Source organism: Rhodococcus oxybenzonivorans (assembly GCF_003130705.1).
Classification (GTDB): Bacteria; Actinomycetota; Actinomycetes; order Mycobacteriales; family Mycobacteriaceae; genus Rhodococcus_F; species Rhodococcus_F oxybenzonivorans.
Window position 1 is genome coordinate 5,868,276 of record NZ_CP021354.1, and the last position, 26,438, is coordinate 5,894,713.

The 26,438-nt window shown below is 65.5% G+C and carries 24 protein-coding genes and 1 pseudogene; 10 read left to right on the forward strand and 15 right to left on the reverse strand.

Going from position 1 to position 26,438, the window contains the following annotated elements; all coding sequences use genetic code 11:
• Positions 1 to 25 precede the first annotated feature (25 nt).
• Both CBI38_RS27110 and CBI38_RS27115 read left to right on the forward strand, forming a co-directional pair.
• A complete protein-coding gene (locus CBI38_RS27110; RefSeq protein ID WP_109333797.1) occupies positions 26 to 865 on the forward strand; it encodes an alpha/beta hydrolase in 840 nt (279 codons plus the stop codon).
• A gap of 61 nt (positions 866 to 926) precedes the next feature.
• Positions 927 to 1,730 (forward strand): transglutaminase-like domain-containing protein, encoded by an 804-nt coding sequence (locus CBI38_RS27115; RefSeq protein WP_109333799.1) that lies wholly within the window; start codon positions 927 to 929, stop codon positions 1,728 to 1,730.
• Between the two features lie 3 nt (positions 1,731 to 1,733).
• Here CBI38_RS27115 and CBI38_RS27120 read toward each other — a convergent pair whose 3' ends face one another.
• On the reverse strand, positions 1,734 to 2,114 hold the full coding sequence (locus CBI38_RS27120; RefSeq protein WP_109333801.1) for a MarR family winged helix-turn-helix transcriptional regulator: 381 nt from the start codon (positions 2,112 to 2,114) through the stop codon (positions 1,734 to 1,736).
• Between the two features lie 100 nt (positions 2,115 to 2,214).
• On the opposite strand from CBI38_RS27120, the gene CBI38_RS27125 reads away from it, so the two are divergent.
• The gene (locus CBI38_RS27125) at positions 2,215 to 3,639 is read left to right on the forward strand and encodes an MFS transporter (protein WP_109333803.1); all 1,425 of its coding nucleotides are present in this window, start codon (positions 2,215 to 2,217) and stop codon (positions 3,637 to 3,639) included.
• A gap of 22 nt (positions 3,640 to 3,661) precedes the next feature.
• Here the strand turns inward: CBI38_RS27125 and CBI38_RS27130 are convergent, their stop codons facing one another.
• The 3 genes from CBI38_RS27130 to CBI38_RS27140 are packed head-to-tail and all read right to left on the reverse strand — an operon-like array spanning position 3,662 to position 6,611.
• Positions 3,662 to 4,633 carry an alpha/beta hydrolase gene (locus CBI38_RS27130; protein ID WP_109333805.1) on the reverse strand — a complete coding sequence of 324 codons (972 nt, stop codon included), beginning with the start codon at positions 4,631 to 4,633 and terminating at the stop codon, positions 3,662 to 3,664.
• 47 nt (positions 4,634 to 4,680) lie between these two features.
• On the reverse strand, positions 4,681 to 5,205 hold the full coding sequence (locus tag CBI38_RS27135; RefSeq protein ID WP_109333807.1) for a gluconokinase: 525 nt from the start codon (positions 5,203 to 5,205) through the stop codon (positions 4,681 to 4,683).
• An 11-nt stretch (positions 5,206 to 5,216) separates the two neighbouring features.
• Entirely contained in the window at positions 5,217 to 6,611 is a 1,395-nt protein-coding gene (locus CBI38_RS27140) for a GntP family permease (RefSeq protein ID WP_109333809.1), read from the reverse strand.
• Between the two features lie 167 nt (positions 6,612 to 6,778).
• On the opposite strand from CBI38_RS27140, the gene CBI38_RS27145 reads away from it, so the two are divergent.
• Positions 6,779 to 7,504, forward strand: coding sequence for a FadR/GntR family transcriptional regulator (locus CBI38_RS27145; protein ID WP_109333811.1), 726 nt, complete (start codon positions 6,779 to 6,781; stop codon positions 7,502 to 7,504).
• Positions 7,505 to 7,508: 4 nt separating this feature from the next.
• On the opposite strand, the gene CBI38_RS27150 is transcribed toward CBI38_RS27145, so the two are convergent.
• The 5 genes from CBI38_RS27150 to zwf form a co-directional block, all read right to left on the reverse strand.
• Positions 7,509 to 8,963, reverse strand: coding sequence for a sugar porter family MFS transporter (locus tag CBI38_RS27150; protein ID WP_109333813.1), 1,455 nt, complete (start codon positions 8,961 to 8,963; stop codon positions 7,509 to 7,511).
• A 191-nt stretch (positions 8,964 to 9,154) separates the two neighbouring features.
• On the reverse strand, positions 9,155 to 10,333 hold the full coding sequence (locus CBI38_RS27155) for an ROK family transcriptional regulator (RefSeq protein WP_109333815.1): 1,179 nt from the start codon (positions 10,331 to 10,333) through the stop codon (positions 9,155 to 9,157).
• 29 nt (positions 10,334 to 10,362) lie between these two features.
• Complete coding sequence (gene eda / locus CBI38_RS27160) at positions 10,363 to 10,989, reverse strand: bifunctional 4-hydroxy-2-oxoglutarate aldolase/2-dehydro-3-deoxy-phosphogluconate aldolase (RefSeq protein WP_109333816.1); 627 nt, start codon at positions 10,987 to 10,989, stop codon at positions 10,363 to 10,365.
• 12 nt (positions 10,990 to 11,001) lie between these two features.
• Complete coding sequence (gene edd, locus CBI38_RS27165; RefSeq protein ID WP_109333818.1) at positions 11,002 to 12,855, reverse strand: phosphogluconate dehydratase; 1,854 nt, start codon at positions 12,853 to 12,855, stop codon at positions 11,002 to 11,004.
• Positions 12,852 to 14,348, reverse strand: coding sequence for a glucose-6-phosphate dehydrogenase (zwf, locus tag CBI38_RS27170; protein ID WP_109333820.1), 1,497 nt, complete (start codon positions 14,346 to 14,348; stop codon positions 12,852 to 12,854). The genes edd and zwf overlap by 4 nt, the downstream gene beginning before the upstream one ends.
• Before the next feature lie 151 nt (positions 14,349 to 14,499).
• Here zwf and CBI38_RS27175 point away from each other — a divergent pair, with 151 nt between their 5' ends.
• Complete coding sequence (locus CBI38_RS27175; RefSeq protein WP_109333822.1) at positions 14,500 to 15,690, forward strand: ROK family transcriptional regulator; 1,191 nt, start codon at positions 14,500 to 14,502, stop codon at positions 15,688 to 15,690.
• Between the two features lie 70 nt (positions 15,691 to 15,760).
• Here CBI38_RS27175 and catC read toward each other — a convergent pair whose 3' ends face one another.
• The 3 genes from catC to catA are packed head-to-tail and all read right to left on the reverse strand — an operon-like array spanning position 15,761 to position 18,051.
• Positions 15,761 to 16,042 carry a muconolactone Delta-isomerase gene (gene catC, locus CBI38_RS27180; protein ID WP_109333824.1) on the reverse strand — a complete coding sequence of 94 codons (282 nt, stop codon included), beginning with the start codon at positions 16,040 to 16,042 and terminating at the stop codon, positions 15,761 to 15,763.
• A gap of 15 nt (positions 16,043 to 16,057) precedes the next feature.
• A complete protein-coding gene (locus CBI38_RS27185) occupies positions 16,058 to 17,179 on the reverse strand; it encodes a muconate/chloromuconate family cycloisomerase (RefSeq protein WP_109333826.1) in 1,122 nt (373 codons plus the stop codon).
• Positions 17,180 to 17,208: 29 nt separating this feature from the next.
• Entirely contained in the window at positions 17,209 to 18,051 is an 843-nt protein-coding gene (gene catA, locus CBI38_RS27190) for a catechol 1,2-dioxygenase (protein ID WP_109333828.1), read from the reverse strand.
• Positions 18,052 to 18,260: 209 nt separating this feature from the next.
• Here catA and CBI38_RS27195 point away from each other — a divergent pair.
• Positions 18,261 to 19,030 (forward strand): annotated as a pseudogene (locus CBI38_RS27195) (IclR family transcriptional regulator domain-containing protein).
• A gap of 14 nt (positions 19,031 to 19,044) precedes the next feature.
• On the opposite strand, the gene CBI38_RS27200 reads toward CBI38_RS27195, so the two are convergent.
• Positions 19,045 to 19,533, reverse strand: a complete 489-nt coding sequence (locus CBI38_RS27200; protein ID WP_109333830.1) for a dioxygenase family protein — start codon at positions 19,531 to 19,533, stop codon at positions 19,045 to 19,047.
• A gap of 230 nt (positions 19,534 to 19,763) precedes the next feature.
• Here CBI38_RS27200 and CBI38_RS27205 point away from each other — a divergent pair, with 230 nt between their 5' ends.
• Positions 19,764 to 20,711: an acyl-CoA thioesterase gene (locus CBI38_RS27205; RefSeq protein WP_109333832.1), complete on the forward strand. Its 948-nt coding sequence runs from the start codon at positions 19,764 to 19,766 to the stop codon at positions 20,709 to 20,711.
• Positions 20,712 to 20,741: 30 nt separating this feature from the next.
• Here the strand turns inward: CBI38_RS27205 and CBI38_RS27210 are convergent, their stop codons facing one another.
• On the reverse strand, positions 20,742 to 21,680 hold the full coding sequence (locus CBI38_RS27210) for an AraC family transcriptional regulator (protein ID WP_109333834.1): 939 nt from the start codon (positions 21,678 to 21,680) through the stop codon (positions 20,742 to 20,744).
• Between the two features lie 165 nt (positions 21,681 to 21,845).
• Here CBI38_RS27210 and CBI38_RS27215 point away from each other — a divergent pair, with 165 nt between their 5' ends.
• Positions 21,846 to 22,406, forward strand: a complete 561-nt coding sequence (locus tag CBI38_RS27215; protein WP_109335393.1) for a flavin reductase family protein — start codon at positions 21,846 to 21,848, stop codon at positions 22,404 to 22,406.
• A 28-nt stretch (positions 22,407 to 22,434) separates the two neighbouring features.
• On the forward strand, positions 22,435 to 24,051 hold the full coding sequence (locus CBI38_RS27220) for a 4-hydroxyphenylacetate 3-hydroxylase family protein (protein WP_109333835.1): 1,617 nt from the start codon (positions 22,435 to 22,437) through the stop codon (positions 24,049 to 24,051).
• Between the two features lie 20 nt (positions 24,052 to 24,071).
• On the opposite strand, the gene CBI38_RS27225 is transcribed toward CBI38_RS27220, so the two are convergent.
• Positions 24,072 to 25,013 carry an AraC family transcriptional regulator gene (locus CBI38_RS27225; RefSeq protein ID WP_109333837.1) on the reverse strand — a complete coding sequence of 314 codons (942 nt, stop codon included), beginning with the start codon at positions 25,011 to 25,013 and terminating at the stop codon, positions 24,072 to 24,074.
• A gap of 211 nt (positions 25,014 to 25,224) precedes the next feature.
• Between CBI38_RS27225 and CBI38_RS27230 the strand changes: the two genes are divergently transcribed.
• On the forward strand, positions 25,225 to 26,436 hold the full coding sequence (locus CBI38_RS27230; protein ID WP_109333839.1) for a cytochrome P450: 1,212 nt from the start codon (positions 25,225 to 25,227) through the stop codon (positions 26,434 to 26,436).
• Positions 26,437 to 26,438: the final 2 nt, after the last annotated feature.

The following is a 26,438-nucleotide window of genomic DNA, read 5'->3' on the forward strand; positions in this document are numbered from 1 at the left end:
CGAACTGGGACAACGAAGGGGCGTCATGCACCATCGAGAATCATCCTTCGCCGGTGTCGGTGGAGTCCGCATCGCCTACGACGTGTGGCTCCCGGACCGTCGCCCCCGCGGCGTGCTGGTCCTCTGCCACGGATTCGGCGAGCATGCCCGGCGCTACGACCACGTGATCGAGAGGCTCGGCGAACTCGACCTCGCGATCTACACTCCCGATCATCGTGGCCACGGACGATCGGGCGGCAAGCGAGTTCACCTGCGAGATTGGACCGAGTTCACCGACGACCTGCACCAGTTGTTCGGTATTGCATCCACCGACTGGCCCGGCACCGATCGTTTTCTCCTGGGCCACAGCATGGGGGGTGCCATCGCCCTGTCCTACGCGCTCGATCATCAGCAGGACTTGAAGGCTTTGATGCTGTCGGCGCCCGCCGTCGACATCACCAGTGGGACGCCGCGGGTGGTCGTCGAGATAGGCAAGCTCATGGGCCGGTTCCTTCCCGGGCTGCCGGTGGAGTCACTCGACGCGAAACTCATTTCCCGCAATCCGGCTGTCGTGTCGGCCTACGAGGATGATCCGCTGGTGCATCACGGGAAGGTTCCTGCCGGCATCGCCCGCGGCATGATCGTCACCGCGGAGAAGCTGCCCGAGCGGCTGCCATCGTTGACTGTCCCGCTCCTGCTCCAGCACGGCAAGGAGGACGGACTCGCCAGCGTCCGTGGTACCGAACTGATTGCCGAGTACGCCGGTTCCCCGGATCTGACGGTCGAGATCTACGAAAACCTCTACCACGAGGTGTACAACGAACCTGAGAACGAAGAGGTTCTCGACGACCTGGTGAACTGGTTGCGTCCCCGCGTTCAGAGCTGACCGCGCGCGTCCGCGGCAGGGGTGCACTGCACACCTGTTCGGGGGATGTCAGGATGGGCTGATGAAACGTCACGTCTCCGCCACTCTCGACATCGAGGTCACCGACGCCACCAGTCTCGAGTTCAAGATTGCGGTGGCGCGGAATCCGGCCTCCGAATTGTCGGAGTCGCTGACGTTCACTCTCGACGGCGACCGGATCGACGCACGGGAGATCCTGGCAGAGCACGGTACTCGCGTGCACCTGCTCGAGGTAGCGCCGGGATCACTGCGCGTCGAGTACTCGGCTTCGGTTGCGGGCAAGGGCGATCCGCCTCCGGTCACCGACTACGACATCTCGAAGTATCTGCGGCCCAGTCGATATGCCGAGGCGGACAAGTTCTTCGGATTCACCGGCGGCGAGTTCGATCTATCCAAGCCGAAGGCCGAACTCGTGCAGGACATCACGAACTGGGTCGGGTCACGGTTGCTTTACCAGGGTGGATCGAGCAGATCCACCGACAGCGCGGTAGACACCATGCTTTCCGGCGCTGGGGTATGCCGTGACTTCGCACACCTCACCGTGGCGCTTCTGCGCGCCGTCACCATTCCTGCCCGCCTCGTGGCGGTGTACGCACCGGGGTGTAATCCGATGGATTTTCATGCTGTCGTCGAGGCGTTCGTCGACGAGCAATGGCGGGTGGTCGACGCAACGCAACTCGCCCCGCGTGAATCTTTGATGCGGATCGCGACGGGTCGCGACGCCGCCGACACCGCGTTTCTCGACAATCACGGCGGGGCCATCACTCTCGAAAACACGGTTGTCACCGCCGTGGTGGACGGCGAATTCCCCTCCGACGACTACCTCACTCCGACGTCACTCACCTGACGGTCAGGTTGCGTCCGAGAGCTTTTCGTTGAGAACGGCCAACTGAATCTTCTTGGCGTCGGCGTGCACCTGCCGCCCGTGTTCGGTGACGTCCACGAACACGCCCCTCCGATCTGCTTCACACAAGGAACGGGCGACGAGGCCGGCTTTCTCGAGTCTGGCCACGCTGCGGGACAACGCGCTGGGGCTGAGGTACATCTCTGCGGCCAGGTCCTGCATGCGCGGCCGGTCACAGGTGGCATCCATGAGGCGGTCGAGCGTCTCGAAATCACTCATGCTCAAGCTGTGAGCGTGTTGCATCTCACGGTCCAACTCGCAGGCTATGTCGTTGTACCTGCTTGCAAGCAGCCTCCACGTGTCGCGCAGGTCTGCATTCGATCCCATGTCCGCATCCTAGCGCGCGACCGAATTAGATGCAAAGGAATTAAATGCGGACGAAATTAGTGCTTGCGCATTGATTGCATGTGCATCTACATTCCCTTCTGTGACTATCCTCGAGACCACCTCGCCGACCGAGCAGACCTGGACTCCCCGCCTCTGGGGCATCCTCGCCGTGCTGTGCCTCGTAATGTTTCTCGACGGTCTGGACGTGTCGATGGTGGGCGTCGCGCTGCCCTCCATCGGCACTGAACTAGGACTGTCGACCACCTCGCTGCAATGGATTATCAACGGCTACGTCCTGGGATTCGGCGGACTGCTGTTACTTGGTGGCCGCACCGCCGACCTGCTCGGGCGGCGTCGGGTGTTCCTGATCGCCCTCACCGTGTTCGCCGTCGCGTCCCTGGTCGGCGGTCTCGTCGACAACGGCACGCTGCTCATCGCCAGCCGCTTCGTCAAGGGACTGGCCGCGGCGTTCACCGCGCCGACCGCGATGTCGATTCTCACGACGACGTTCAAGGAAGGCCCGGCGCGCAACCGGGCGTTGTCGATCTTCTCGGTGTTCGGAGCAAGCGGCTACTCGTCCGGGCTGATCCTGGGTGGCCTCCTGACCAGCGCCGGCTGGCGTTGGACCTTCCTCATGCCCGTGCCGTTCGCAGTTCTCGCGCTGGTTGCCGGAACCATCCTGATTCCGCGCGATCGAGCCGCCGACACGGGCGGGCACGACGTGGTCGGAGCAGCAACACTGGTGTCCGGGATGTTGCTCACCGTGTACACCGTCGTGTCGGCGCCGGCGCGCGGATGGTCGGAACCGCTCACTCTGGGGTCCTTCGCGCTGGCCGCAGCACTTCTCGCATCGTTCTTCGTGGTGGAGCAGCGGGTGGCACACCCACTCGTGCGGCTGAGTATCCTGCGGGTGGGAACGATCGTTCGCGCCAATCTCAGCATCGTCGCACTGTTCGGCTCCTACCTGAGCTTCCAATTCATGATGACCATTTTCCTGCAGTCGGTATTGGGCTGGTCGCCCCTCGAGATGGCCCTGGGCCTGCTCCCCGCCGGCGTGATCGTAGCCTTTGGATCGCCGTTCGTCGGACGGCTCATCGATGCTTTCGGCACGGCACGCATGATCATCGCCGCGCTGACGTCCCTCAGCCTGGGCTACCTGTGGTTCCTCTTCGCCGGTAGTGACGATCCGAACTACGTTTTCGCCATCCTGCCCAGTGTGATTCTGCTGGGGGTGGGGTTCGCCTTCGGATTCACGTCGATCATGGCCCAGGCCACGTCGGGCGTCGACGACTCCGAGCAGGGCCTGGCGTCGGGACTGGTGCAGACCTCTGCACAGGTGGGTGCCGCACTCGTTCTGGCACTCACGACTGCGCTGGTCACCGCCGGCTCACATGCCGCGACCAGCATCAGCGGCACCGGCTTCCACCAGTTCCATTCGGGTCTGGTACTCGTCACCGGGGTCGCGCTGGCTGGGCTCCTGGTCACCGTCTCACCGTTGCTTCGCCGAGTAATCAACCCCGCGTAGCGGATGGGAGGCGGCGTTCGGCTCAGGCCGAGCGCTGCCTCGACCGCGACAGTGCCCGGGCCGCAAAGTCGGCGGTGAGGTCGATGATTACCCGACTTTCTTTCAGCGCCTTGCCGATCACCGGGAAGGCATGGATCTGGCCACTCCACAAATGCGTCTCGATGTCCTGCCCCGCGCGGTCGAACTTGTCGGTGAGAATCTCCACATCGGGACGCATGAGCTCGTATTCGGCAGCGGTGAGAAAGACCGGCGGGAAAAGTCCCGGGTCGGCATTCACCGGGGATTGCGCGCCGGGAATGTCGTCCGGACCGGCCAGCCATCGGTCCTTGAGCTTGGCCACCTGCGACATCGGCAGATAGGCGTCGCGCTTCATGAACTCGGGATCATGGTCCTCGAGATCGAGATTGAGCAACGGGGAATAGCCGATCACCGCGGCAGGCGGCACGAGGTTTCGCAGCGCAGCCACCTCGGCCACCTTCATGGCGAGGTATCCCCCGGCGGAATCTCCGGCGACGATCACCCTCGTCGGATCCTCACACTGCTTCAGAACTTCGGTGTACGCGGTCATCGCGTCGACGAGCGACGTTCCGATTGCCGCCTCCGGGAGCTGGCGATATTCCACCGATACGACCGGCACACCCGTGCGCGCGGCGAGGAGTCCGCACAGGGCGCGGTGGGTAGCGAGCCCGCAGAATACAAAGCCGCCGCCGTGGAAGTAGACGATGGTGGCGCCGTCGAGCGCGCCGGTGGAGCGTCGCGGATGCGTGATCTTCTCGCACGGCACCCCGCCGAGAGTGATCTTCTCGATGTCGAGGCCGTTCGGCTTGGGCAACCGGTCGGTCAACTCGTCGATGACGGCCAGGAGTTGCAGGGCACGGTCCGTGGTCGGCCACACCGTGAACAACGGCTTGATCACGGTCCGGGCGAAGAGAAACGTCAGCCGCGCTCGCCGACTGACGTCCCAGTGCCACACCGTCGATCCGCGTGTCTGCATGCACCCTCCAACCTCGCCCCCGGATTTCGATTCCGAGTACCCGAAGTTCAGCTCTCCAATCGGCGCTCGAGCTGCGCAATGATGTCGGCGGCCACCTCGGTGGGCGAACCACCAACGTCGACGACGATGGCGTTCTCGTCCGGTTCGATCGGCTCGAGCGTCGAAATCTGCGTGTCGAGGAGCGAAGCCGGCATGAAATGGTCGAGCCGGGTGGTCAGTCGCTGCCCGATCTGTTCTCTCGATCCGGCGAGATGGACGAACACGACCTGATCGCCGCGCAGCACGTCACGATAGCTGCGCTTGAGGGCCGAGCACGTGATGATTCCCGGGAGACCCTTGTCGGTGTGGTCCTTGATCCAGGCCGCGATCAGGTCGAGCCACGGCCACCGGTCCTCGTCGGTCAACGGCTGCCCGGACGCCATCTTCGCGACATTCGCCGGCGGATGCAGGGCGTCACCCTCCTGCAGGTCCCATCCCATGGCGCCGGCGATAATCCCGGCCACCGTGGACTTCCCCGACCCGGACACACCCATCAGTACCAGTACCGGAATTGCCTTGTCGTTACGCGTCATTGGTCTATCCCTCAGATGAATGCGCTCAGCGCGAGGACACCGGCCAGGCCGGTCACGGAAATGATGCACTCCATCACCGTCCACGTCTTCAGGTTCTGGACCACCGAGACTCCCAGATATTCCTTGACAAGCCAGAAGCCGGCGTCGTTGACGTGGGAAAGGAAGAGTGATCCGGAGCCGATGGCGAGAACCATCAACGACACGTGGGTGGACGTCAGTTCGGCAGCGACCGGGGCGAGAATCCCTGATGCGGTGACAGTCGCGACGGTGGCCGAACCTGTGGCGACGCGGATCAACACCGCGACCAGCCAGGCGAGGAACAGCACCGGAAGAGCGCTGCCCTTGATGGCTTCGGCGATCACATCGGCGATACCCGTGTCGATGAGAACCTGCTTGAATCCGCCGCCCGCTCCGACGATGAGAAGGATTCCCGCGATCGGGGGCAGCGAACTCTCGAGCGACGACGCAATGGCTTTGCGGTCCATACCGCCACCGCGGCCGAGTAGCGCCATCCCGGCGAGCACGGCCAGTCCGAGGGCGACGACCGGGGTTCCGAGGAAGTCGAGCAGGTTCTTGGCGGCGGCCTCCGAATCGGGGGCGATGACGTCGGCGATGGCCTTACCCAGCATCAGGACGACGGGCAGCAGAATGGCGGCGAGGGTCGCCGCGAAACCGGGGCGCTGACGCTCGGCCGCTGCCTCGGCACCCTCGAGGTCCTCGGTGGTGACATAGAGCTCGGGTACCGGCACGTCCACCCAGCGCGCCGCCAGCTTGCTGAACAGCGGCCCGGCCACGATCACGGTGGGAATGGCCACGACCACACCGAGCGCGAGGGTGAGCCCCAGATTGGCGTTGAGGGCCGACACCGCGACGAGCGGTCCGGGGTGCGGTGGGACGAGGCCGTGCATGGCCGACAAACCGGCGAGGGTGGGGATGGCGATGCGCATCAGCGACAGGCCCGACCGTCGAGCTACCAAGATGATCACCGGCATCAGCAGTACGAGGCCGATCTCGAAGAACATCGGTAATCCGATGACCGCGCCGACCAGAGCCATCATCCAGGGCAGTGTGCGTGGCCCGGAACGTGCGACGAGCGTGTCGACCACCCGATCTGCGCCACCGGAGTCGGCAAGCAATTTTCCGAACATTGCGCCGAACCCGATGAGGATGCCGACACTTCCCATCGTCGCGCCGAAGCCCTCCACGAAGGCGGCCACCGAGTCCGTGGCTCCGAGCCCGGCGGCGATACCGACACCGACGGCACCGATCGCCAACGCGAGAAAGGGATGCAGCTTGAGCCAGGTGATCATCGCGATGATGGCGGCGACGCCGACGACGGCGGCCGTGATCAAGCGCGCGTCATGACCGGCGCTGTCCGCGGCGGCGAGTAGTGAAGCGGTACCCATCTGTTGCTCCCGGGTTATCGGTGGTGGACTCGACCCATGTTCGTGACGCCCGTCACTTTGCCTCATAAATCCTACGATTACAAGATGCGCTGCCATTACGTAGTACTTAGAAGCGAAGATGGGCGTCAATGTGTGTTCAGTGCGGGCGATCATGGGAGCATCGGCGAATGACCAACTCAGACGCCGTCGAGTACCGGCAATTGCACGAGACGGTGCTCGACCGGTTGGGAAGCGACATCGTGGCGGGTGTCGTCGCGCCCGGCACCCGCATCTCGGCCGACGACGTGGTGACGCAGTACTCCGTCTCCCGCACCGTGGTCCGGGAAGTGGTGCGCGTACTCGAATCTCTGGGACTTCTCGCGGTCCGGCGCAGAGTAGGCATCACCGTCCTCGGCGAGGACCACTGGAACTCCCTCGACCCCAGCGTCATTCGATGGAAGCTGGCCGGGCCACAGCGCTTCGAGCAGCTGTCCAGTCTGAGCGAGTTGCGGTCGGGTATCGAGCCTCTCGCGGCCCGTCTCGCAGCAGAGCGCGCCACACCGGAACAGTGTGGCGCGCTCACAGCGGCAGTGATCGGCATGGCGTCCACCGCCCGGGCTGCGGACACCGACGCCTATCTCGGCCACGACTCCGACTTTCATCGGACGTTGCTGGCCGCCTCGGGCAATCCCTTACTGAGGGCGATGTCGCAGATCGTGGTGGAGGTTCTCGAGGGCAGGACCCGGCATTCGCTCATGCCGCACGTCGCCGAAGACGAGGCCATTGCGCTCCACGGCGTCGTCGCTTCGTCCGTTCAGAGGGGCGATGCGGCTGCCGCGGAGGCGGCCATGCGGGCGATCGTCACCGAATCCGCCACCGCGATCGAAGAACTGAAGGACGACGCCGAGCGCTGAGTATCTACACCACCGGATCCGATTGCATGGCTTCGAGTTCGACGCCCTTGGTCTCTTTGACCCAGCGGAGGACGAAGACGAGCGACAACACCGCGCACACGGCGTAGAAGCCGTAGGAGATGCCGAGCGAGAAATCCTTCATCGACGGGAAGCTCACGGTGATCAGCCAGTTCGCCGCCCACTGCGCACCGGCAGCCAGGGACAGGGCCGCCGCCCGGATGCGGTTGGGGAAGGCCTCTCCGAGCAGGACCCAGACCACGGGTCCCCACGACATTCCGAAGGCCACCACGAAGAGGTTGGCGGCGATCAGCGCGATCGGCCCCTGCAGACCCGTGAGCTGGGGAGTTGTCACCCCGTTCACGACGGTGGTGGAAGCGGTGCCGAAGATGACGGCCATGGTCGCCAGTGTCACGGCCATACCGGCCGAGCCGATGATCAGGAGCGGTCGACGGCCCACCCGGTCGATGTACGCGATCGCGATGAGAGTGGTCGCGATGTTGACCACCGCGGTGATGACGGTGATCTGCAGCGAACTGCCCTCGTCGAAACCGACCGCCTGCCACAGCACGCTCGAGTAGTAGAAGATCACGTTGATGCCGACGAACTGTTGAAAGACCGACAGACCGATCCCTATCCACACGATCGGCAGGAGACCGATCGCCGACCCCTTCAGGTCCCTGATGGAGGGTTCGTTCTCGCGAGCAAGAGTGGCACGAATGCTCTCGACTTTGAGGTCGAGACCCTTCTCCCCGAGAAGCACTGCGAGAACGCCGCGGGCCTCACCGAGACGACCCTGGGCGATCAGGTAGCGGGGCGATTCGGGGATGGTCAGCGACAGCAGTCCGTACGCGAGCGCGGGAACGCACATGGCGAGGAACATCCACCGCCAAGCTTCGAGTCCGAACCACAATTCCTCCTGGGACCCGCCGGCAAGGGCGGCCAGGGCGTAGTCGACGAGGAGCGAGACGAAGATGCCGGTGACGATCGCGAGCTGCTGCAGTGAACCCAGGCGTCCCCGCACCCGGGCCGGAGAAATTTCCGCGATGTATGCGGGGGCGATCACCGAGGCCAAGCCGACACCGAGGCCGCCGACGATGCGGAACACCACGAGGACTTCGACATCAGGGGCGAACCCCGTCCCCAGCGCGCTGAGCAGGAACATCACCGCGGCAGCCTGCATCGTGACGAGCCGTCCGTACCGGTCGGCGATGCGGCCGGCCACCATGGCGCCCGCGGCCGCGCCCAGCAGGGCCGAAGCGATGGCGAAGCCGAGCAAGGCCGACTCGACCTGGAACTTGCCTTCGATCGCCGAGACCGCGCCGTTGATCACCGCGCTGTCGTATCCGAACAAGAGGCCGCCCAAGGCAGCGACAGCCGCGATCCGGAAGGGCACAGCTGTGCCCTCCCCTGTGTCGCTGGGCGGCACCTTTGCGCCGGGTGACAGAACGTTTTCGGTCATGGGACTCCTCGGGAGGAAGGGGGTGTATGCGAGGCCGAGACCCGCCGCGCGGCGAAGGCGCACGCAATAAATGTGGTGTGGACCACAGTAGGCAAGAAAGCCGCGAATCGTCAACCTATGAACATAGAAACCCGAAAATACCGAGCGTGATGTTCGGGAATGAATGCTGTCAGCCAGGCGGGCGGTGTCGGTCAGGAGGGCAGTGCAGAACGCAAGCCCAGCGCGACGGCACCGAGCACCTGGGCCCGGGAGCCCAACTCGGCGACGCGCACCTCGAGCGATCGCACTGCGCTGGGCACGGCGTAACGCGCCAGGACCTCACGAAGGGGACCGAGCAGCAAATCGCCCGCCAGGGCGAGTTCCCCGCCGATGACGAGACGCTCAGGGTTGAGGAGGTTGCAGAGGCTCGCGGCTGCGACGCCGACATGCCTGCCGGTGTCGGCGAGCACCCTGACGCAGGCGGCATCACCGTTCTCGGCCATGGCGACGACGTCGGCGATACTCAGGCCGGTGCCGCGGCTCGGCTCGAGCAGGGCGATGACGACGTGGGAGGCGACGAGCGTCTCGAGGCATCCTCGGTTGCCGCAACGGCATACCTGACCGAACTCGTCGAGAGTGACGTGGCCGATTTCGCCTGCGGTGCCGCCTCTTCCACGGTAGAGCCGGCCGTCGAGGACAAGGCCCGCGCCCACACCGTCGGACAGTTTGATGTATGCGAGATCGGTGGTTCCCCGGCCTGCGCCCCACATGTGCTCGGCCAATACACCGAGGTTGGCATCGTTGTCGACGTGGACGGCGATACCGAGATGATCGGACGCGATGGCGGCGGCGTCGACACCCACCCAGCCGGGGAGGATCGACGGGCCACCGACCTCACCGGTGTCGGTCTCGAGCGGCGCAGGCAGGCCCATGCCGACGGCCAGGACGGACGTGCGGTCGCAGCCGAGACGGTCGAGGGCAGCGTCGAGAAGGGTGCCCGCCTGCACCACGCCTTCTTCGGCGCGATGTCCGGCTGCGAGTTCGACTCTCTCCTCGGCCAGGACATCGTGTGCCATGTCGGCGACTGCGACGGTGAGGTGGCGGTGGCCGAAGTCGATCCCGACCGCGAGCCCCATCTTCCGCGTCAGTCGCACCGCCCGACCGCGCTGGCCGGGGTGGTCGCCGTCGGGCACGGTGACCATTCCGGCCGCGGTCAGTTCCTTGACCATGTTGGAGACGGTGGCGGGAGCCAAACCGGTGCGCCTGGCGATCTCGGCCTGAGTCAGCTCGCCCGACATCTGCAGGGCACGCACCACTCGGTGCTGATTGGCGGACTTCAGCGAAGACTGCGAGCCCGGCCGTCCTGGATCACCGTTTTCCTTGTCTCGCACGACCTCACCGTACCGCGCGCGTTCTCGGCCTAACGAGCGAGTGCTGCCGCCTCACTGGCCAGCGCGCTGATCCGGTCCCAGTCCTTCTGCTTCACGGCGTCGGAGGGCGTGAGCCAGGATCCGCCGACACACCCGACGTTGGGCAGTGCCAGGTAGTCCCGCACATTCGAGGTCGACACCCCGCCGGTGGGGCAGAACCTGGCCGCGGGAACCGGCGAATGGATCGAGCCGAGAAACTTGGCACCCCCGGACGCCTCGGCCGGGAAGAACTTGAGCTCCCGGTAGCCGTGTTCGAGGAGGAACAACACCTCGGACACGGTCGCGGCACCGGGAAGGTGCGGCAAACCGGTGTCGGTCATCGCCTTCAGCAGCGACTCGGTGCTACCCGGCGACACCAGGAACTGGGCACCGGCTTCTGCCGCACGCGCCGCCTGGTCCGGTTCCACAATGGTGCCTGCACCCACGCAAATGTCCGGCACCTCGGTCGCGATCGCCTTGATGGCGTCGAGTGCGCAGGATGTGCGCAGGGTCAGTTCGATCATGGGGATGCCGCCGGCCACCAGCGCACGCGCCACCGGAACGGCATGTGCAACGTCGTCGATCACGACGACAGGGATGACCGGGACACGGTCGAGGAGAGAAGGACTGACAGTCACTGGAATTGCTCCTTATGCGGGTTGGGGATGAAAGACGCTGGCGCCCTGGGTGGCCGGTCCGACGGCGGCGCGGAGTCCGGCGAAGAGTTCACGCCCCGTGCCGACCCACTCGTCGGCACTGAGCGCACGACCGGTCGCCGGGCGGGCGGCGAGTTCTTCGTCGTCGAGGTGCACGTTCACAGTTCCGGTCACGGCATCGACGGTCAGGAGGTCGCCGTCACGCACACGCGCGAGCGGTCCGTCTGCGGCCGCCTCCGGGGTGAGGTGAATAGCTGCCGGCACCTTGCCCGAGGCGCCGGACATCCGGCCGTCGGTGACTAATGCGACCCTCCGGCCCTGGTCCTGCAGAACACCGAGTACCGGTGTGAGCTTGTGCAATTCGGGCATGCCGTTGGCGCGTGGGCCCTGGTACCGGAGCACGGCCACGAAATCGCCTGTCAGCGTGCCCGCCTCGAACGCGGCGAGGAAGTCGAGCTGGTCGTCGAAGACCCTGGCCGGCGCGGTCACCACGCGGTGGTCCAGGTGAACGGCCGACGTCTTCATCACGCACGAACCCAGATTTCCGGTGAGCATCGTGAGCCCACCGCTGACGTCGAACGGGTCTTCCGGTCCGCGCAACACGCTGGTGTCGAGGCTGATTCGCGTACCCGGCTGCCATTCGACGCCATCACCGGACAGCTTCGGCTCTTCCGTGTAACGGCGGAGTCCGGCGCCGGCAACGGTCTTGACGTTCTCGTGCAGCAGGCCCGCATCGAGCATGGAGGAGACCACGTAGCCGAGGCCGCCGGCGGCGTGGAAGTGGTTCACGTCCGCCGAACCGTTGGGGTAGATGCGGGCGAGCAACGGCACCACCGCGGACAGCTCCGCCAGATCGTCCCAGGTCAGCGTGATGCCCGCGGCCCGGGCGATCGCGACGAGGTGCATGGTGTGGTTGGTCGATCCGCCGGTCGCGAGCAACGCGACGCAGCCGTTGACCACGGCACGCTCGTCCACGACCTCGCCGACCGGCGTGTAGTCGTCGCCCAGCGCGGTGAGCCCGGTGACCCGCTTCCCCGCTTCGGACGTGAGGGCGTCTCGCAGCGGCGTCCCCGGGTTGACGAAGCTCGACCCCGGCAAGTGCAGGCCCATGACCTCCATGAGGAGCTGGTTGGAGTTGGCCGTGCCGAAGAACGTGCAGGTGCCTGCGCCGTGGTAGCTGGCCGCCTCCGCGTCGAGCAGTTCCTCACGTTCGGCCTTGCCCTCCGCGTAGAGCTGGCGAACGCGGGACTTCTCGTTGTTCGGCAGACCGGACGTCATCGGTCCGGCCGGAACGAAAATCGTCGGAAGATGCCCGAATCCCAGTGCGCCGATGAGCATTCCCGGCACGATCTTGTCGCACACACCCAGCATCAGCGCGCCGTCGAACATGTCGTGCGACAGTCCGATCGCCGTCGCCATCGCGATCACGTCACGGCTGAACAACGACAACTGCATGCCGTCGCGGCCCTGGGTGATGCCGTCGCACATCGCGGGAACACCGCCGGCGAACTGGGCGATGCCACCGGCCTCCATGACCGCGGCCTTCAGCTGTCGCGGGAAGTGCTCGAACGGCTGGTGCGCCGACAGCATGTCGTTGTACGACGAGACGATCGCGATGTTGGGCTTGACGAAGCTGCGCAGCGCCTTCTTGTCGGCCGGGCCGGACGCGGCGAAGCCGTGCGCGAGGTTCGCGCAGGCCAGTTTGCCGCGGGCCGGTCCGTGGTCGCCCGCCTGCCGGATCCGGTCCAGGTAAATCGTGCGCTCGGGCCTGCTGCGTTCGATGATCCGCTCGGTGACGGCGGCGAGGACGGGGTGCACGTCGGCAGTCGGTGTGGGTGTTTCGGTCATGCGGGAACTCCTTCGTGCCAGATGCGTCCGTCGCGCTCGATGAGAGTGGTGGCGTCGGTGGGTCCGTTGGTACCCGCCGGATACCGGCGCGGGAGCCGTTCGGAGCGGTTCCAGCCGACAAGGATCTGTTCCACCCATTCCCATGCTGCCTCCACCTCGTCGCGACGCATGAACAGGGTGGGGTTGCCCCGGACGACGTCCATCAGCAACCGCTCGTAGGCATCCGGTGAGGGCCGCTTGAACGTCTCGATGTAGTTGAGGTCCAACGACACCGGCCGCAGGCGGATACCACCGGGGCCGGGTTCCTTGGCCGTCATGTGCAATCGCATGCCCTCGTGGGGCTGGAGCTGGATCACGAGACGGTTGGGTTCGCTGTGGCCTTCACTGCCGGGAAACATCGGGTGCGGGACGGGCTTGAACTGCACCACGATCTCCGAGCATCTGCGGTCCATCCGCTTACCGGTGCGCAGGTAGAACGGCACACCCGCCCACCGCCAGTTCTGGATCTCGGCCTTCACGGCAATGAACGTCTCGGTGCGACTGTGGGGGTTCTCGACCTCGTCTCGGTAACCGGGAACGGCCACACCCTCGGCCAGTCCGGGACCGTACTGTCCTGCGACGGTGCACCGTTCGACATCGTCCGGGCTCATGGGCTTCAGCGCTTGCAGCACCTTCAGCTTTTCGTCGCGCACAGTCTCACGATCGACGTAGGTGGGTGGTTCCATCGCGACGAGGCACAGCAGCTGCAGCAGGTGGTTCTGCAGCATGTCGCGCAGCGCTCCGGCCGACTCGTAGTACCCCCCACGACTCCCGACACCCAGTGATTCCGCGACATTGATCTGCACGTGGTCCACGGACGTGGAATTCCACAACGGCTCGAGAAACGTATTGGCGAAGCGAGTGACCAGGAGGTTCTGCACACTCTCCTTGCCGAGGTAATGATCGATGCGGAAGATCTGCGATTCGTCGAATACGGCGCCGACCGCGTCGTTGACGGCGCGCGCCGAGGCGAGGTCGTGTCCGATCGGTTTCTCGAGTACCGCCCGGGACCGCGCACTCGCAAGGCCGTGCAACTGCAGGTTCTCGCAGATCGGCCCGAACAGTCCCGGTGCGCAGGCTAGATAGAAGACTCGGATGAGCTCCTCCCGCCCCGCGAGACATTCGGTGAGGCCCGTCCAGGTGTCGGGATCGGCGAGGTCGACGCTCACGTACTCGAGCCGACGGAGAAATCGGTCACACGTCTGCGCATCCAGTTGATCATTCGGGACGAACCGCGCGAGTTCCCCACGGACCTTGTCCCGGTAGCCCTCGGTGTCGAGGCCCGCTCGCGAGGCGCCGATCACTCGGGTCTCCGGTGGTAGCTGTCCGTCGCGATCGCGCAGGTAGAGCGCCGGAAGCAGCTTTCGGACGGCGAGGTCGCCTGTTCCGCCGAAGACGACGAAGTCGCAGGGATCCACCGTCTTGGCTGGAAAGACCGTGTTCGCAGGTGGCATGTCATTCTCCCTCTGAAAGCCAATGTGTGGGCCGTCACAGACGAGAGTAGGGCACCTTTGGCTCTCAATCAAGACAGACTTAAGTATTTTCAAGAACAAAGATGCATCGCTTACGTTGTCAGTCGAGCGTCCGGGTTGGTTGAATGGCCGTATGCGGACGACGCCACGATCGACTACTTCCCCGGCGACGGGCGGCGACGTCTTCGCGCTCATCCGCGACGGCCAAGCAACCACCCGAACCGAGATCGGGAATCTCACCGGCCTGTCCCGCACGGCGGTGGCGGCCCGCGTCTCGACACTGCAGGCGTCCGGACTCGTCGTGGAACGAGAAGAAGGCGTCTCGACCGGCGGCCGGCCACCGGTCAAGCTCTCCTTCCATGTTCAGGCAGGGGTGGTGCTGTCCGCCGCGATCGGCCGGAGTCGCACCCAGCTCGCGATCTGCGACCTGGCCGGGGACGTCCTCGTCGTCGAGGACGTCGAGCAGGAAATCGGCACGAGCCCAGCGGAATTGATGCCGGTCATTGCGCAACGTCTGATCTCGCTTCGCGAGAGCCTGGGTGGGACGGCCCGCCGCACCGTGGGAGTCGGAATCAGCCTGCCCGGCACCGTCGACATCGAGCGCGGGTGCAGCCTCAACTCACCGATGATGTCGGGGTGGGACGGAGTGCCGTTGCAACCGTTTCTCGCCGAGGTGACCGATGCGCCCGTCTTCGTCGACAACGACGCCAACGTCATGGTTCTGGCGGAGCGGCGTGGAGAGCGCCGCGACTTCGCCGACATGCTCCTGATCAAGGCATCCACCGGCCTCGGCGCCGGGATCGTGTCCGGAGGAGCCCTTCAGCGGGGCGCTCTCGGCGCTGCCGGTGAAATCGGACATACGAAAACCGCAGCGGCACAAGGTGTGGTGTGCCGCTGCGGCGACGTGGGATGTGTCGAGGCCGTTGCGGGTGGGTGGGCCTTGGTCCGTAACCTTCAGGGACAGGGACGCAACGTCACCCACATCCGCGACGTGATCACGCTGGCGCTCGCGGGCGACGCGGAGGCGCGGCGGATGATCCGGGAGAGCGGGCGTCAGATCGGCGAAGTGTTGTCCGGCGTGGTCAATCTCCTCAACCCGGAGGTCGTCATCGTCGGCGGCGACATGGCACAGGCCTACGACACTTTCGTCGCCGGACTTCGGGAAACCCTGTACGGCAATGCTATTGCCGTGGCCACACAACAGCTACAGATTCTGCCCTGGACGCACGGGGAGCTGTCCGGGGTGGTCGGTAGCGCCACCATGGCACTCGACCACGTCCTCAGCGTGCGGGCCGTCGACCGGCTCCTCGCGCAGCAACGATAGGGCGCTCCGCGCCCCGTGAGTGGTTGACGAGTCCCTGGACTCGTTAACCACTCACGGGCGGCGGAGCCGCCTACTTGACGTCGGAACCGTGCCGGGTGAGCGCGGTGATCTCGATGTTCATGTAGGGGAACAGCGGCAGATTCCACAGTATTTCGTGGAGTTCGTCGGCCGAGTCGACGTCGAAAATGCTGATGTTGCTGTACTTTCCGACGATTCGCCAGATCTCCGGCCACTTACCGGAGCGCTGCAGCTCCTGAGAGTAGGCCTTCTCCTTGGCGATGGTCTCGTCCCGGACGTCCGGGTCGAGATCGCGGGGAATGTTGACGTCCATCCGGACGTGAAAGAGTGCCATCGGGTGGTGTTCTCCTCAGTTCCTGGTCCAAGTCTTGACGGCATCCATGTTGAGCTCGACTCCGAGCCCGGGACCTTCGGGCAGATGCACCTTGCCGTCGCCGTACTGCAGTGGTTGCTGCAGCAGTTCTTCGCTGAACAGCAGGGGTCCGAACAGTTCGGAACCGAAGTCGATGCCGGGCTCCGAGCAGGCGAAGTGAATGGACGCCGCTGTGCCGATCGGCCCCTCGATGGACGTGGCTCCGTGGCAGGCGATGCCGGCCGCCTTGGCGATGGCCACCACCTCGCGACTGCGCTTGAGCCCACCGCATTTGGTGGTTTTCACGGCGATGACGTCGGCCGCGCCGCGCCGCGCGACCTCGAGAGCATCGTGCGGCGTCTGGACACTTTCGTCCGCCATCACGGGGACGGGGACGAGCCGGTTGAGTTCGGCGAGGACCTCGAGCTGTTCACCGGGGGTGGGCTGCTCGATCAGTTCGACGCCGCCTTCGACGAGGAGGGGCACGTACTTCAGCGCGGTGAGCCGGTCCCAGCGGGCATTGACATCGATCCGGACGCCGGCCTTGCCCTGCAGTGCCTGGGCGATCCGAACGACCCGGGCAGTGTCGACCTCCGGGTCGAGGGCGCCCATCTTGAGTTTGAAACTGAAGTGCCGCTTCGACTCGACGAGACCGAGGGCCTCCTCGACGATCTCCTCGGCGGGAGCGGCGCCGAGAGCCCAGGTGACCTCGACGCTGTCACGGAAGGCTCCGCCGAGCAGCGTATGCACCGGCACACCGAGGCTGCGCGCCCAGGCGTCGTGCAATGCGACGTCGACGGCGGCCTTCGCGAAACGCGCGTTCGCGACCACCCTTTCGATGTCCGACATGATTCCGGTGATCTCGTCGACACCCCGCCCCAGCAGGACCGGGACGATGTAACGCTTGACGATCGCCTGCATCGTCTCCACCGATTCGCCGCCCCACCACGGGCCGCCCGGAACGACACCCTCGCCGTAACCGGTCACGCCGCCCGCGGTGGTGACGGCGACGAGCAGCAGTGGCTGCGCCGTCATCGACGTGGTGGCGAACTTGTGGGGACGCACCAGCGGCACATCGAGGATCGTCGTTTCGACGGAAACGATAGACAGGTCGGTCATCGAATCACTCTCTCTACGGGTGGAACAGCTCACGCGGGGTCGAGCACGAAGTTGTAGGTGACGTAGTTCTTGCCGTCGTCACCGGTCTTCGGGTCGAGAATGAGCTCGGGCTTGGTGGCGGACGCGACGTCGCTGTCGATCCACTCGCCGCCCTTGAAATACAGCTGCGTGGTCACCGACTCCTTCCCGGGAGCCGACACGATGAGATGCAGGTGCGCGGGACGCCACGGGTGACCGTTCTGCGCCTCGATGAACTGACCGGTCGGGCCGTCGGTCGGAATCTTGTAGGGCGCCGGCTGGATCGTGGTGATCTCGTAGCGGCCCTCCTCGTCGGCGATGATCGTGCCGCGCAGGTTCCACTCGGGCAGGTGCGGGGCGAACTGCGAGTAGTAACCGTCGTTGTCGGCGTGCCACAGCTCGACCTTCGCGCCGGCGAGCCCGTTCCCCTCGAGGTCGGTGACCTGGCCGGAGAAGACCAGCGGGGTGATCTTCTTGTCTTCGTCGCGCATGGGCAGGGTGCAGGTGGCGGGCAGTTCCGGCGCACCGGCGATGTAGTACGGCCCCTCGATGCTGCCCTTGGTTCCCTTGCGGGTGCGGGCGAGAACCTCTTCGACGGAGTGCTCGATGAACACGTCGAGGAACAGCGGCCACTCCCCGCCCTCACCGACGTCGATCAGCCACTGCTTGAACACGCGGTACTCGGGGTAGGTGACGCCGTGCTTCAGGATCACGTCGTTGAGCGCGCCGAGGGCGTCCTTGGCGATCGCCGCGAGCCGCTCCGGTGAGGTGTCGGCGCTGACGCGTTCGGACTTGAACTTGTCGGTGGCTGCGGAGCCGGATCCGGCGGCGGTGGGGCTCTCGGTGGTGGTCATCTGTTTCTCCTTGGGCTGGGAGGGAAGCGGATAAGGCTGATATCGAGTTGTGGGCGACACGGTGGGTGTTCACGCGCCGAGGTCTTGCGTTCTGTACGCTATGCGTACTAACATCACGCTGTGCGTACATATCTACTGTGCGCGCAGTCACATTGAAATGTCAACCCCAACTTCCGTGCACCCTGACGAAACCGCTGGTGGAGGCCGCAATGCCCGAGAACGATCGCGACTACATCCAGAGCATCGAACGTGGCTTCGCAGTGCTTCTGGCCTTCGATGCGCAGCGCCCCAACCCGACACTGGCCGAACTCGCGACCGAAGCGGGGCTCTCGCGTCCCGCGGTCCGCCGGATCCTGCTCACACTGCAGAAGCTCGGTTACGTCGCCGGCTCGGGAGGCCGGTGGTCACTCACGCCCCGCGTGCTCAGCATCGGGCAGCACTACTCGGAGTCGCACGCCCTCATCGAGGCGGCGATGCCGCGACTGCTCGAGGTGGCGGAGAAGACTCAGGAGTCGGCCTCGCTGGGAGTGCTCGACGGGGCCGACGTGGTCTACGCAGCGCGCGTTCCCGTCCGCCGGATCATGAGTATCAACGTCTCGGTAGGCACCCGCGTCCCCGCGTACGCCACGTCGATGGGGCGCGCACTGCTCGCGTGGGCTCCCGCCGACGTCGTCGAACGCGTGGTCAGCGAGTCGACCTTCGCCAAAACGGACCCGACACCATCGGCAGCGCCGCAGAGCTCGAACGTGAACTCACCAAGGTTCGTGAGCAAGGATTCGCGTTGACGTCCGAGGAGCTCGAAAAGGGACTCATCTCGCTGGCCGCCCCGGTCCGGGACGCGGCGGGCTCCGTCGTGGGCGTGGTGGCCTGCTCCACCTCCACTGCACGCAATACGCCCGCACAATTCCGGGAACAGGCCGTGCCGTGCGTCCTCGCCGCCGCGGCCGCCCTCAGCTCCGACATGGGGTTCGCGGGCTGACAGCTGCGATCCGGCTACAGCGGGTCGAGCACGAATTCGCAGGACATCTCGTGCGTTGCGCCGGGTGGCGGTACCACCCGCGTCCCGAGCGAGCGGTAACCGCGCGCATGCACGATCACGTTGATGTGACCCACCTCGTTATCGCTGGGGACGCTGGAGAATTCGCACGGCGCGGGCTTGATGGTGGAGATGTCGAAGCGACCCCCGGCGCAGGTGACGACAATGCCGCGCAGGTTGTTGCGCAGAATCTCGACGGAGTACCCGGAATAGCATCCATCGGCGTCCGCGTGCCACACCTCGAGCTCTGCCCCCGACAACGTTTCGCCGTCGCGCGACCGCACCACTCCCGTGATGCGCAGCGGAGTTCCGGGTTCACCGGGGAGTGCCGCGAGGTTTGCCTTCCAGGGCAGCACTCGCTGGGCGGGGAGGTAGAACTCCCGGTCGACGTGGTCGAGGCTTGCCCGATCCACGTGCGGTGCGGACGTGGTCGACGTCGAGGTCATTATCAGATCCGATCTCTCTCGTACGCTGTGCGTACCGCGAGAACGCTGTGCGGTCGTTATCGAGTGTGCTTGTAGTCACACGGTTCGTCAACCCGCGGCCCGTTCACATCGGGGACGGGTGGGCCCGGGGCATCCGTGGGATAATTGCCCCGCCATCGGCGGACAACGACGTTTCGCCGCCCCGGTTCGCGCTTTGTGCCGGCCACGTCGCATCCCCGAGGATTACATCGATGAACACCCCTCCCCGCAGCATCACACTCCGCTTCCTCGCGGCACCCACGGAGGTAGCAACCCTGGGCGGATCGATCCAGGGTGGTCGCATCCTCGAGTGGATCGACAAGGCCGCCTACGCGTGCGCGGTCGGCTGGAGTGGCGGCTACTGCGTCACCGCCTATGTGGGAAACATCCGCTTCACCCGATCGATCGAGTCCGGTCACCTGGTGGAGGTCGAGGCAAGGCTGGTGCACACGGGCCGCTCGAGCATGCACATCCAGTGCACGGTGTCCTCGGCCGACCCGCGTACCGGTGAGTTCACCGAGGCCAGTAACTGTCTGGTGATCTTCGTGGCCGTCGATGATTCCGGCAAGCCGAAGAACGTCCCGCCGTGGCGGCCCGTCACCGCCGAGGACCACGCCGAAGCCGACGAGGCGATCATGCGGGTCGGACTCCGCGCCGACATCGAAGAGGCGATGAGCAGGCAGGAATACACGGACAAGGGCACGGCACCCGTGTCGGTCATGAGATTTCTCGCAGCCCCCACCGACGTCAACTGGGGCGGCAAGACCCACGGTGGCACGGTGATGCGCTGGATCGACGAGGCCGCCTACCTCTGCGGTACCGCCTGGAGCGGCGGTCCGTGCGTCTCGGTGTACGCCGGTGGGGTCCGGTTCTACCGGCCGATCCAGATCGGTCACGTCGTGGAGGTCGATGCCCGACTGCTCCATACCGGCGCGCAGACCATGCACATCTCGGTGCACGTGCGATCAGGCGATCCGCGCACGGGCGAGATGAATCTGACCACCCACTGCCTCACCGTGGTCGCCGCGGTCGACGAGGAAGGCGCCGCAACCACAGTGCGGCAATGGATTCCGCAGTCCGACGAGGATCGCGGGCTCGAGGCCCACGCCCGGGAACTCATCGCGCTGCGTGCCCGTGCCCGGATCGGTGCCCTGTCGTAGCCAGGCCGAACGGCGACCGACCAGACGACATCAGCCGCGCAGCACGTCCGACGGCGCCGCCCCGTACTTCTTCCGGAACGCCGCCGCGAACCGGCCGGTGTGGGTGAACCCCCACCGCATCGCGACATCGGACACCGTGGCCGAGGGGTCGGCGCGGAGCAGGTCGGCGTGGACACGATCGAGCCGCACGTCGAGCAGGTAGTCGCGGGGGCTCACCCCGACGTACTCCTGGAATCCCTCCTGAAGGCGCCGGACCCCGACACCCGCGATCTCGGCCATCTCGGCGGCCGTCCACGCCCGCGCGGGGTCGGCGTGGATCTCGTCGATGACCCGCTTGACGATGCGCGGCCGGGTACCGGCACCGGCCGTCTCGTCGTCCGGGATCGCTGCCAGGACCAGTGCCGTGGTGACCGCCCCCGACAGCTGCTCGGCGACGAGAGGGTTGGCGTAGACACCGTCCGAACGCAACATCTGATCGAGGAGTGACCGCACCAACGCCAGCCAACTGGCACCGTTCTCGCTGGTCAGATCGAATTGCGGGGGAAGGCGCAGTCCGGGCCGCGCCAGAATCCGCGCCATCTCCCTGTGTAAGTAGTCGCGGTCGACCCGCACCCCGATGATCGAGCAGTCCTTGCTCCAGTCGGTGATGAGCGTCGTGGTGTCGGGTGGACAGATGGTCCCCGACCCGGGCACCGACGACACCTCGGTCTTCCCGGTCACCGACTCCAGGTGTCCCGACAGCGGCACGTTCACCGCGTACGCACCCGGGTGATCCGACTGGATCGATACGTCGGCTCCCCACCCGATGTGGGTGATCTTCACCGGGCCCAGCTCCACGGCTTGCGCGACCGTATTGCCGGCGGTCTCTCTGCTCAGCGGGGTCAGGCGGTGCGGGAAGTAGACGTCCGACACCACGTGCGACGCCTCGTCCCAATCATCGGAACGGACGAACCTGGACGTGGTCGACATGGCACAAGTGTGACCGCGGACACCATCGATTGCAATTTCCGCCGTGATCCGAGTCACTGCGCAAAGTGGATCGGCACCTCGCACAGCGGATCGACGCGCGGTGGACCTGGTCGTACCTTCGTGTTCACCGCACCAGCGCCCCGACACGAAGGGAGGCTTCCGATCATGGAACAGCGCGAACTCCGGAACATTTTCGGACAGTTCGCCAGCGGAGTCACTGTCATCACGTGCAGCAACTCCGACGGCGAACCGCACGGGGCCACCGTCACCGCCTTCACCGCCGTCTCCCTCGAGCCACGGCTGTGCCAGGTGACGCTGACCCGTAAGTCGAAGGCGTGCCGCTACCTCAGCAACGCGCCCTTCGCGGTGAACATCCTGGCCGCCGACCAGGTCGACACAGCACTGCATTTCGCCGGCCGGCCGCAGGAGCCGCAGCCGACATGGACGGACGGCCCCACCGCCCCCGTCCTCTGCGGCTCGGCCGCCACGCTGTCGTGCGTGCCGTGGGCCGAGTACGACGGCGGCGACCATCTCATCTTCATCGGCGAGATCGTCGACGCGCAGACCACAGGAAAGGATCCGTTGCTGTTCTACCGCAGCACATTCCACGACCTCGGCACCCCGTCGGCTTCGGCCGCCTGGAACGGTTCCATGGACGACCCGCACAGTGGCTGGTTCGACGCCACCACCTCGTTCACCCCGTTCCATCTCCACACCGTCTCCTGATTCCGATTCCCGAAGAAAGGCCATCTCGATGACCACCACCGAATCCGCCCCCGACACCGCCGTCGACCGCACCAAGGTCAACGTCGCCGCCGACAGCGAGGTGAATCGCACGAAGAACTTCGCGTCGCGGCCCATGACCGGCGACGAGTACATCGAATCGTTGCGTGACGATCGCGAGATCTGGTTACACGGCGAGCGTGTCGAGGACGTCACCACCCACCCGGCGTTCCGGAACCCCATTCGCATGACTGCCCGTCTCTACGACTCGATGCACACCGGTGAGCACGTCGACAAGGTCACCACCCCCACCGACACCGGAAACGGCGGCGTCACCATGCCGTTCTTCAAGGCGCCGACCTCGTCCGACGACCTCCTGAAGGAGCGCGACGCCATCGCCACCTGGGCGCGGATGACGTACGGCTGGATGGGCCGGTCCCCCGACTACAAGGCGTCCTTCCTCGGAACCCTGCACGCGAACAAGGAGCTGTACTCGCCGTTCCAGGACAACGCCGAACGCTGGTACAAGGAGTCGCAGGAGAAGGTTCTCTACTGGAACCACGCCATCATCAATCCTCCTGTGGACCGGCAGCTGCCCCCGGACGAGGTCGGCGACGTGTTCATGAAGGTGGAGAAGGAAACCGACGCGGGCCTGATCGTCTCCGGCGCCAAGGTCGTGGCCACAGGCTCGGCGATCACCAACTACAACTTCATCGCCCATTACGGCCTGCCGATCAAGAAGAAGGAATTCGCGCTCATCTGCACGGTGCCGATGGACGCACCGGGCGTGAAGCTGATCTGCCGGTCCTCGTTCACCCAGAACGCCGCGGTGATGGGCACCCCGTTCGACTACCCGCTGTCGAGCCGGATGGACGAGAACGACACCATCTTCATCTTCGACAAGGTCCTCGTGCCGTGGGAAAACGTTTTCATGTACGGCGACGTCGACAAGATCAACGGCTTCTTCCCGCAGTCGGGCTTCTTGCCCCGCTTCACTTTTCAGGGCTGTACCCGCCTCGCCGTGAAGCTCGACTTCATCGCCGGCATGCTGATGAAGGCACTCGACGCCACCGGAGCGGGCGGCTTCCGAGGCGTGCAGACCCGAGTCGGGGAAGTGATCGGCTGGCGAAACCTGTTCTGGTCCCTCACCGAATCGATGGCACGCAACCCGGAGCCCTGGATCGGCGACACCGTCATCCCCAAGCTCGAATACGGCCTCACCTACCGCATGTTCATGATCCAGGGCTACCCCCGCATCAAGGAGATCATCGAGCAGGATGTGGCATCCGGGCTGATCTACCTGCCGTCGTCGGCCGCCGACTTCAAGAGTCCCGACGTGCGTCCGTACCTCGACAAGTACGTTCGCGGCTCGGACGGCATGACCGCAGTCGACCGCGTGAAAATCATGAAGGCGCTGTGGGATTCGATCGGCACCGAGTTCGGTGGCCGGCACGAACTCTACGAGCGGAATTACTCCGGCAACCACGAGAACGTCAAGGCGGAACTGCTTTTCGCCGCCGAGAACCGTGGTGACGTCGCCTCCATGAAGGGTCTGGCCGAGCAGTGCCTGGCCGAGTACGACCTCGACGGCTGGACGGTGCCGGACCTCATCGGCAACGACGACGTCTCGTACTTCGGCAACAAGTAACTACACACGCGCAATCCCCGTCAGAAGCGCACGAGCTCTGACGGGGATTTGCCGTACCTGCGACGATATGCCGCGGAGAACCGGCCGGCGTGGGTAAAACCCCACCGGGCAGCGATGTCGGACACCGTGACACCTGGCTCCCGTGCCCTCAGATCGGCGTCGGCGCGCGTCAGGCGGATGTCGAGGAGGCATTCGGACGGGCTGCGCCCGACGTACTCGCGAAACCCTTCCTGCAGCCGGCGAACGCTGGTGCCCGCCAGCTGGGCCATGTCTGCCGCCGTCCACGCGCGGGCCGGGTCGTCGTTCAGCCCGTCGAGTACGCGCTTGACGATGCGGGGACGCGGCGCCGTCCTGCGCACCTCCTGATCCGGTGTGACTGCCAGGACGAAGGCCGCGGTGATGGCGCCGGCGAGCTGCGGTCCCACTACCGGATTGGCGAGCAGGTCGGACGGTTCGCGCAGTTGCGCGGTCAGCGACCTCAACAGTCGGAACCAGCTGTTGCCCGAGGCGTCGGTGAGGTCGATCTGAGAGGGCAGCAGCAACTTCGAGCGCACATCGGTGCCCAGTATGCGATCCGCTTCCCGTTCGAGGTATTCGCTGTCGAACTTGACGCCGAGCACCGAGCAATCCCCGCTCCACCGGCTGATCAGGGTGGGTTCGTTCGCCCGGAACACCGTTGCCTGGCCGGGCCGTGACACCACGTCACCCACCGGGGAGCGCGACTCCAGGGAGCCGGAGAGCGGGATGTTGACCTCGTACGCGCCCGGGTAGTCGCAGGCGATCGACACGTCCGCACCCCAGCCCAGTCTTCCGAGGGTGACCGACCCGAAATCGACGGTACGCATCGAGAGTTTCAGGGAGCCGTCCGGAGACAGGTCCGTCAACGTGTGCGGGAAGTACGCACCGGCCACCGCCCTCGACGCCGCGTCCCAGTCATGAGTCTCGGTAACCGTCGATGCCATCGCCTACACCTGCCTCGTCCACATGTCGTTCCGACCTCCATTGAAGCTGTGTCGTCCCGCTGAGTCGAGGATAACTGAGATACCAATCACAACTAGTCGCGCACATCGTCCAGCCGTCGCGCGAATCGGCTAGACGCGCCCGAGAGCCGGCACCTACATTCTCCTTCACCCGCCGTTGCAGCGAAAGTTGTTACCGAACAAGGAGAATCCCATGACTGCGACCCTTTCCTGGATCGACGAGATCACCATGACGGAACTCGAACGCAACCCTTACCCCGTGTACGAGCGTTTGCGCGCCGAGGCTCCACTGGCGTACCTCCCGGTCCTCGGCTCCTACGTGGCGACCACTGCGGAGCTGTGCCGAGCCATCGCCACCAGCCCCGACTTCGAGGGAATCATCACCAAGGCCGGCGGCCGCACGTTCGGCCACCCCGCGGTGATCGGGGTCAACGGCGATATCCACCGCGACCTCCGCTCGATGGTCGACCCCGCTCTGCAGCCGTCGGAGGTGGACCGCTGGGTCGATTCACTCGTCCGCCCCATTGCCCGGCGTTACGTGGAGCAGTTCGAGAACGACGGCAAGGCCGACCTGGTGTCGCAGTACTGCGAGCCGGTGAGCGTGCGAGCCCTCGGCGACCTGCTCGGCCTGAACGACGTCAGCTCGGACACGCTACGCGACTGGTTCCGCCGGCTGTCGAACTCCTTCACGAATGCCGGCGTGGACGAGAACGGTGAGTTCACCAATCCGGAGGGCTTCATCCAGGGCGATGACGCGAAGGCCGAGATCCGGGCCATCGTGGACCCCCTGATCGACAACTGGATCGTCAATCCCGATGACAGCGCCATCTCCCACTGGCTGCACGACGGGATGCCCGAGGGACAGGTACGGGAGCGGGACTACATCTATCCCACGCTCTTCGTCTTCCTGCTCGGCGCGATGCAGGAACCCGGGCACGCAATGGCGTCGACCCTCGTCGGCCTCTTCAGCCGTCCGGAGCAGCTCGAGGCGGTGATCGACGAACCCGCGTTGATTCCGCGCGCCATCTCCGAGGGCATGCGCTGGACTTCCCCGATCTGGTCGGCGACCGCCCGCATCAGCACGAAGGACGTCACAGTCGGCGACGTCTTCCTGCACGAGGGTTCGGTCGTCCTGATGTCCTATGGCTCGGCCAACCACGACGCCGAGGTCTATGACGCTCCGACGGAGTACGACATGACCCGCCCACCGCTGCCCCATCTGGCGTTCGGCGCCGGACAGCACGCCTGCGCCGGTATCTACTTCGCCAATCACGTGTGCCGCATCGGGCTCGAAGAGCTTTTCGAGGCGATCCCCAACCTCGAACGGGACACCGGCGCCGACGTCGAATTCTGGGGCTGGGGTTTCCGCGGCCCGACAGCACTGCACACCACTTGGGAGGTATGACC

Excerpts from the sequence above, each read along its gene's own strand:
- CBI38_RS27110 (WP_109333797.1), top strand. The coding sequence starts at position 26 with ATGCACCATCGAGAATCATCCTTCGCCGGTGTCGGTGGAGTCCGCATC.
- CBI38_RS27115 (WP_109333799.1), top strand. The coding sequence starts at position 927 with ATGAAACGTCACGTCTCCGCCACTCTCGACATCGAGGTCACCGACGCC.
- CBI38_RS27120 (WP_109333801.1), bottom strand. The coding sequence starts at position 2,114 with ATGGGATCGAATGCAGACCTGCGCGACACGTGGAGGCTGCTTGCAAGC.
- CBI38_RS27130 (WP_109333805.1), bottom strand. The coding sequence starts at position 4,633 with ATGCAGACACGCGGATCGACGGTGTGGCACTGGGACGTCAGTCGGCGA.
- CBI38_RS27135 (WP_109333807.1), bottom strand. The coding sequence starts at position 5,205 with ATGACGCGTAACGACAAGGCAATTCCGGTACTGGTACTGATGGGTGTG.
- CBI38_RS27140 (WP_109333809.1), bottom strand. The coding sequence starts at position 6,611 with ATGGGTACCGCTTCACTACTCGCCGCCGCGGACAGCGCCGGTCATGAC.
- CBI38_RS27145 (WP_109333811.1), top strand. The coding sequence starts at position 6,779 with ATGACCAACTCAGACGCCGTCGAGTACCGGCAATTGCACGAGACGGTG.
- CBI38_RS27150 (WP_109333813.1), bottom strand. The coding sequence starts at position 8,963 with ATGACCGAAAACGTTCTGTCACCCGGCGCAAAGGTGCCGCCCAGCGAC.
- edd (WP_109333818.1), bottom strand. The coding sequence starts at position 12,855 with ATGACCGAAACACCCACACCGACTGCCGACGTGCACCCCGTCCTCGCC.
- zwf (WP_109333820.1), bottom strand. The coding sequence starts at position 14,348 with ATGCCACCTGCGAACACGGTCTTTCCAGCCAAGACGGTGGATCCCTGC.
- CBI38_RS27175 (WP_109333822.1), top strand. The coding sequence starts at position 14,500 with ATGCGGACGACGCCACGATCGACTACTTCCCCGGCGACGGGCGGCGAC.
- catC (WP_109333824.1), bottom strand. The coding sequence starts at position 16,042 with ATGGCACTCTTTCACGTCCGGATGGACGTCAACATTCCCCGCGATCTC.
- CBI38_RS27185 (WP_109333826.1), bottom strand. The coding sequence starts at position 17,179 with ATGACCGACCTGTCTATCGTTTCCGTCGAAACGACGATCCTCGATGTG.
- catA (WP_109333828.1), bottom strand. The coding sequence starts at position 18,051 with ATGACCACCACCGAGAGCCCCACCGCCGCCGGATCCGGCTCCGCAGCC.
- CBI38_RS27200 (WP_109333830.1), bottom strand. The coding sequence starts at position 19,533 with ATGACCTCGACGTCGACCACGTCCGCACCGCACGTGGATCGGGCAAGC.
- CBI38_RS27205 (WP_109333832.1), top strand. The coding sequence starts at position 19,764 with ATGAACACCCCTCCCCGCAGCATCACACTCCGCTTCCTCGCGGCACCC.
- CBI38_RS27210 (WP_109333834.1), bottom strand. The coding sequence starts at position 21,680 with ATGTCGACCACGTCCAGGTTCGTCCGTTCCGATGATTGGGACGAGGCG.
- CBI38_RS27215 (WP_109335393.1), top strand. The coding sequence starts at position 21,846 with ATGGAACAGCGCGAACTCCGGAACATTTTCGGACAGTTCGCCAGCGGA.
- CBI38_RS27220 (WP_109333835.1), top strand. The coding sequence starts at position 22,435 with ATGACCACCACCGAATCCGCCCCCGACACCGCCGTCGACCGCACCAAG.
- CBI38_RS27225 (WP_109333837.1), bottom strand. The coding sequence starts at position 25,013 with ATGGCATCGACGGTTACCGAGACTCATGACTGGGACGCGGCGTCGAGG.
- CBI38_RS27230 (WP_109333839.1), top strand. The coding sequence starts at position 25,225 with ATGACTGCGACCCTTTCCTGGATCGACGAGATCACCATGACGGAACTC.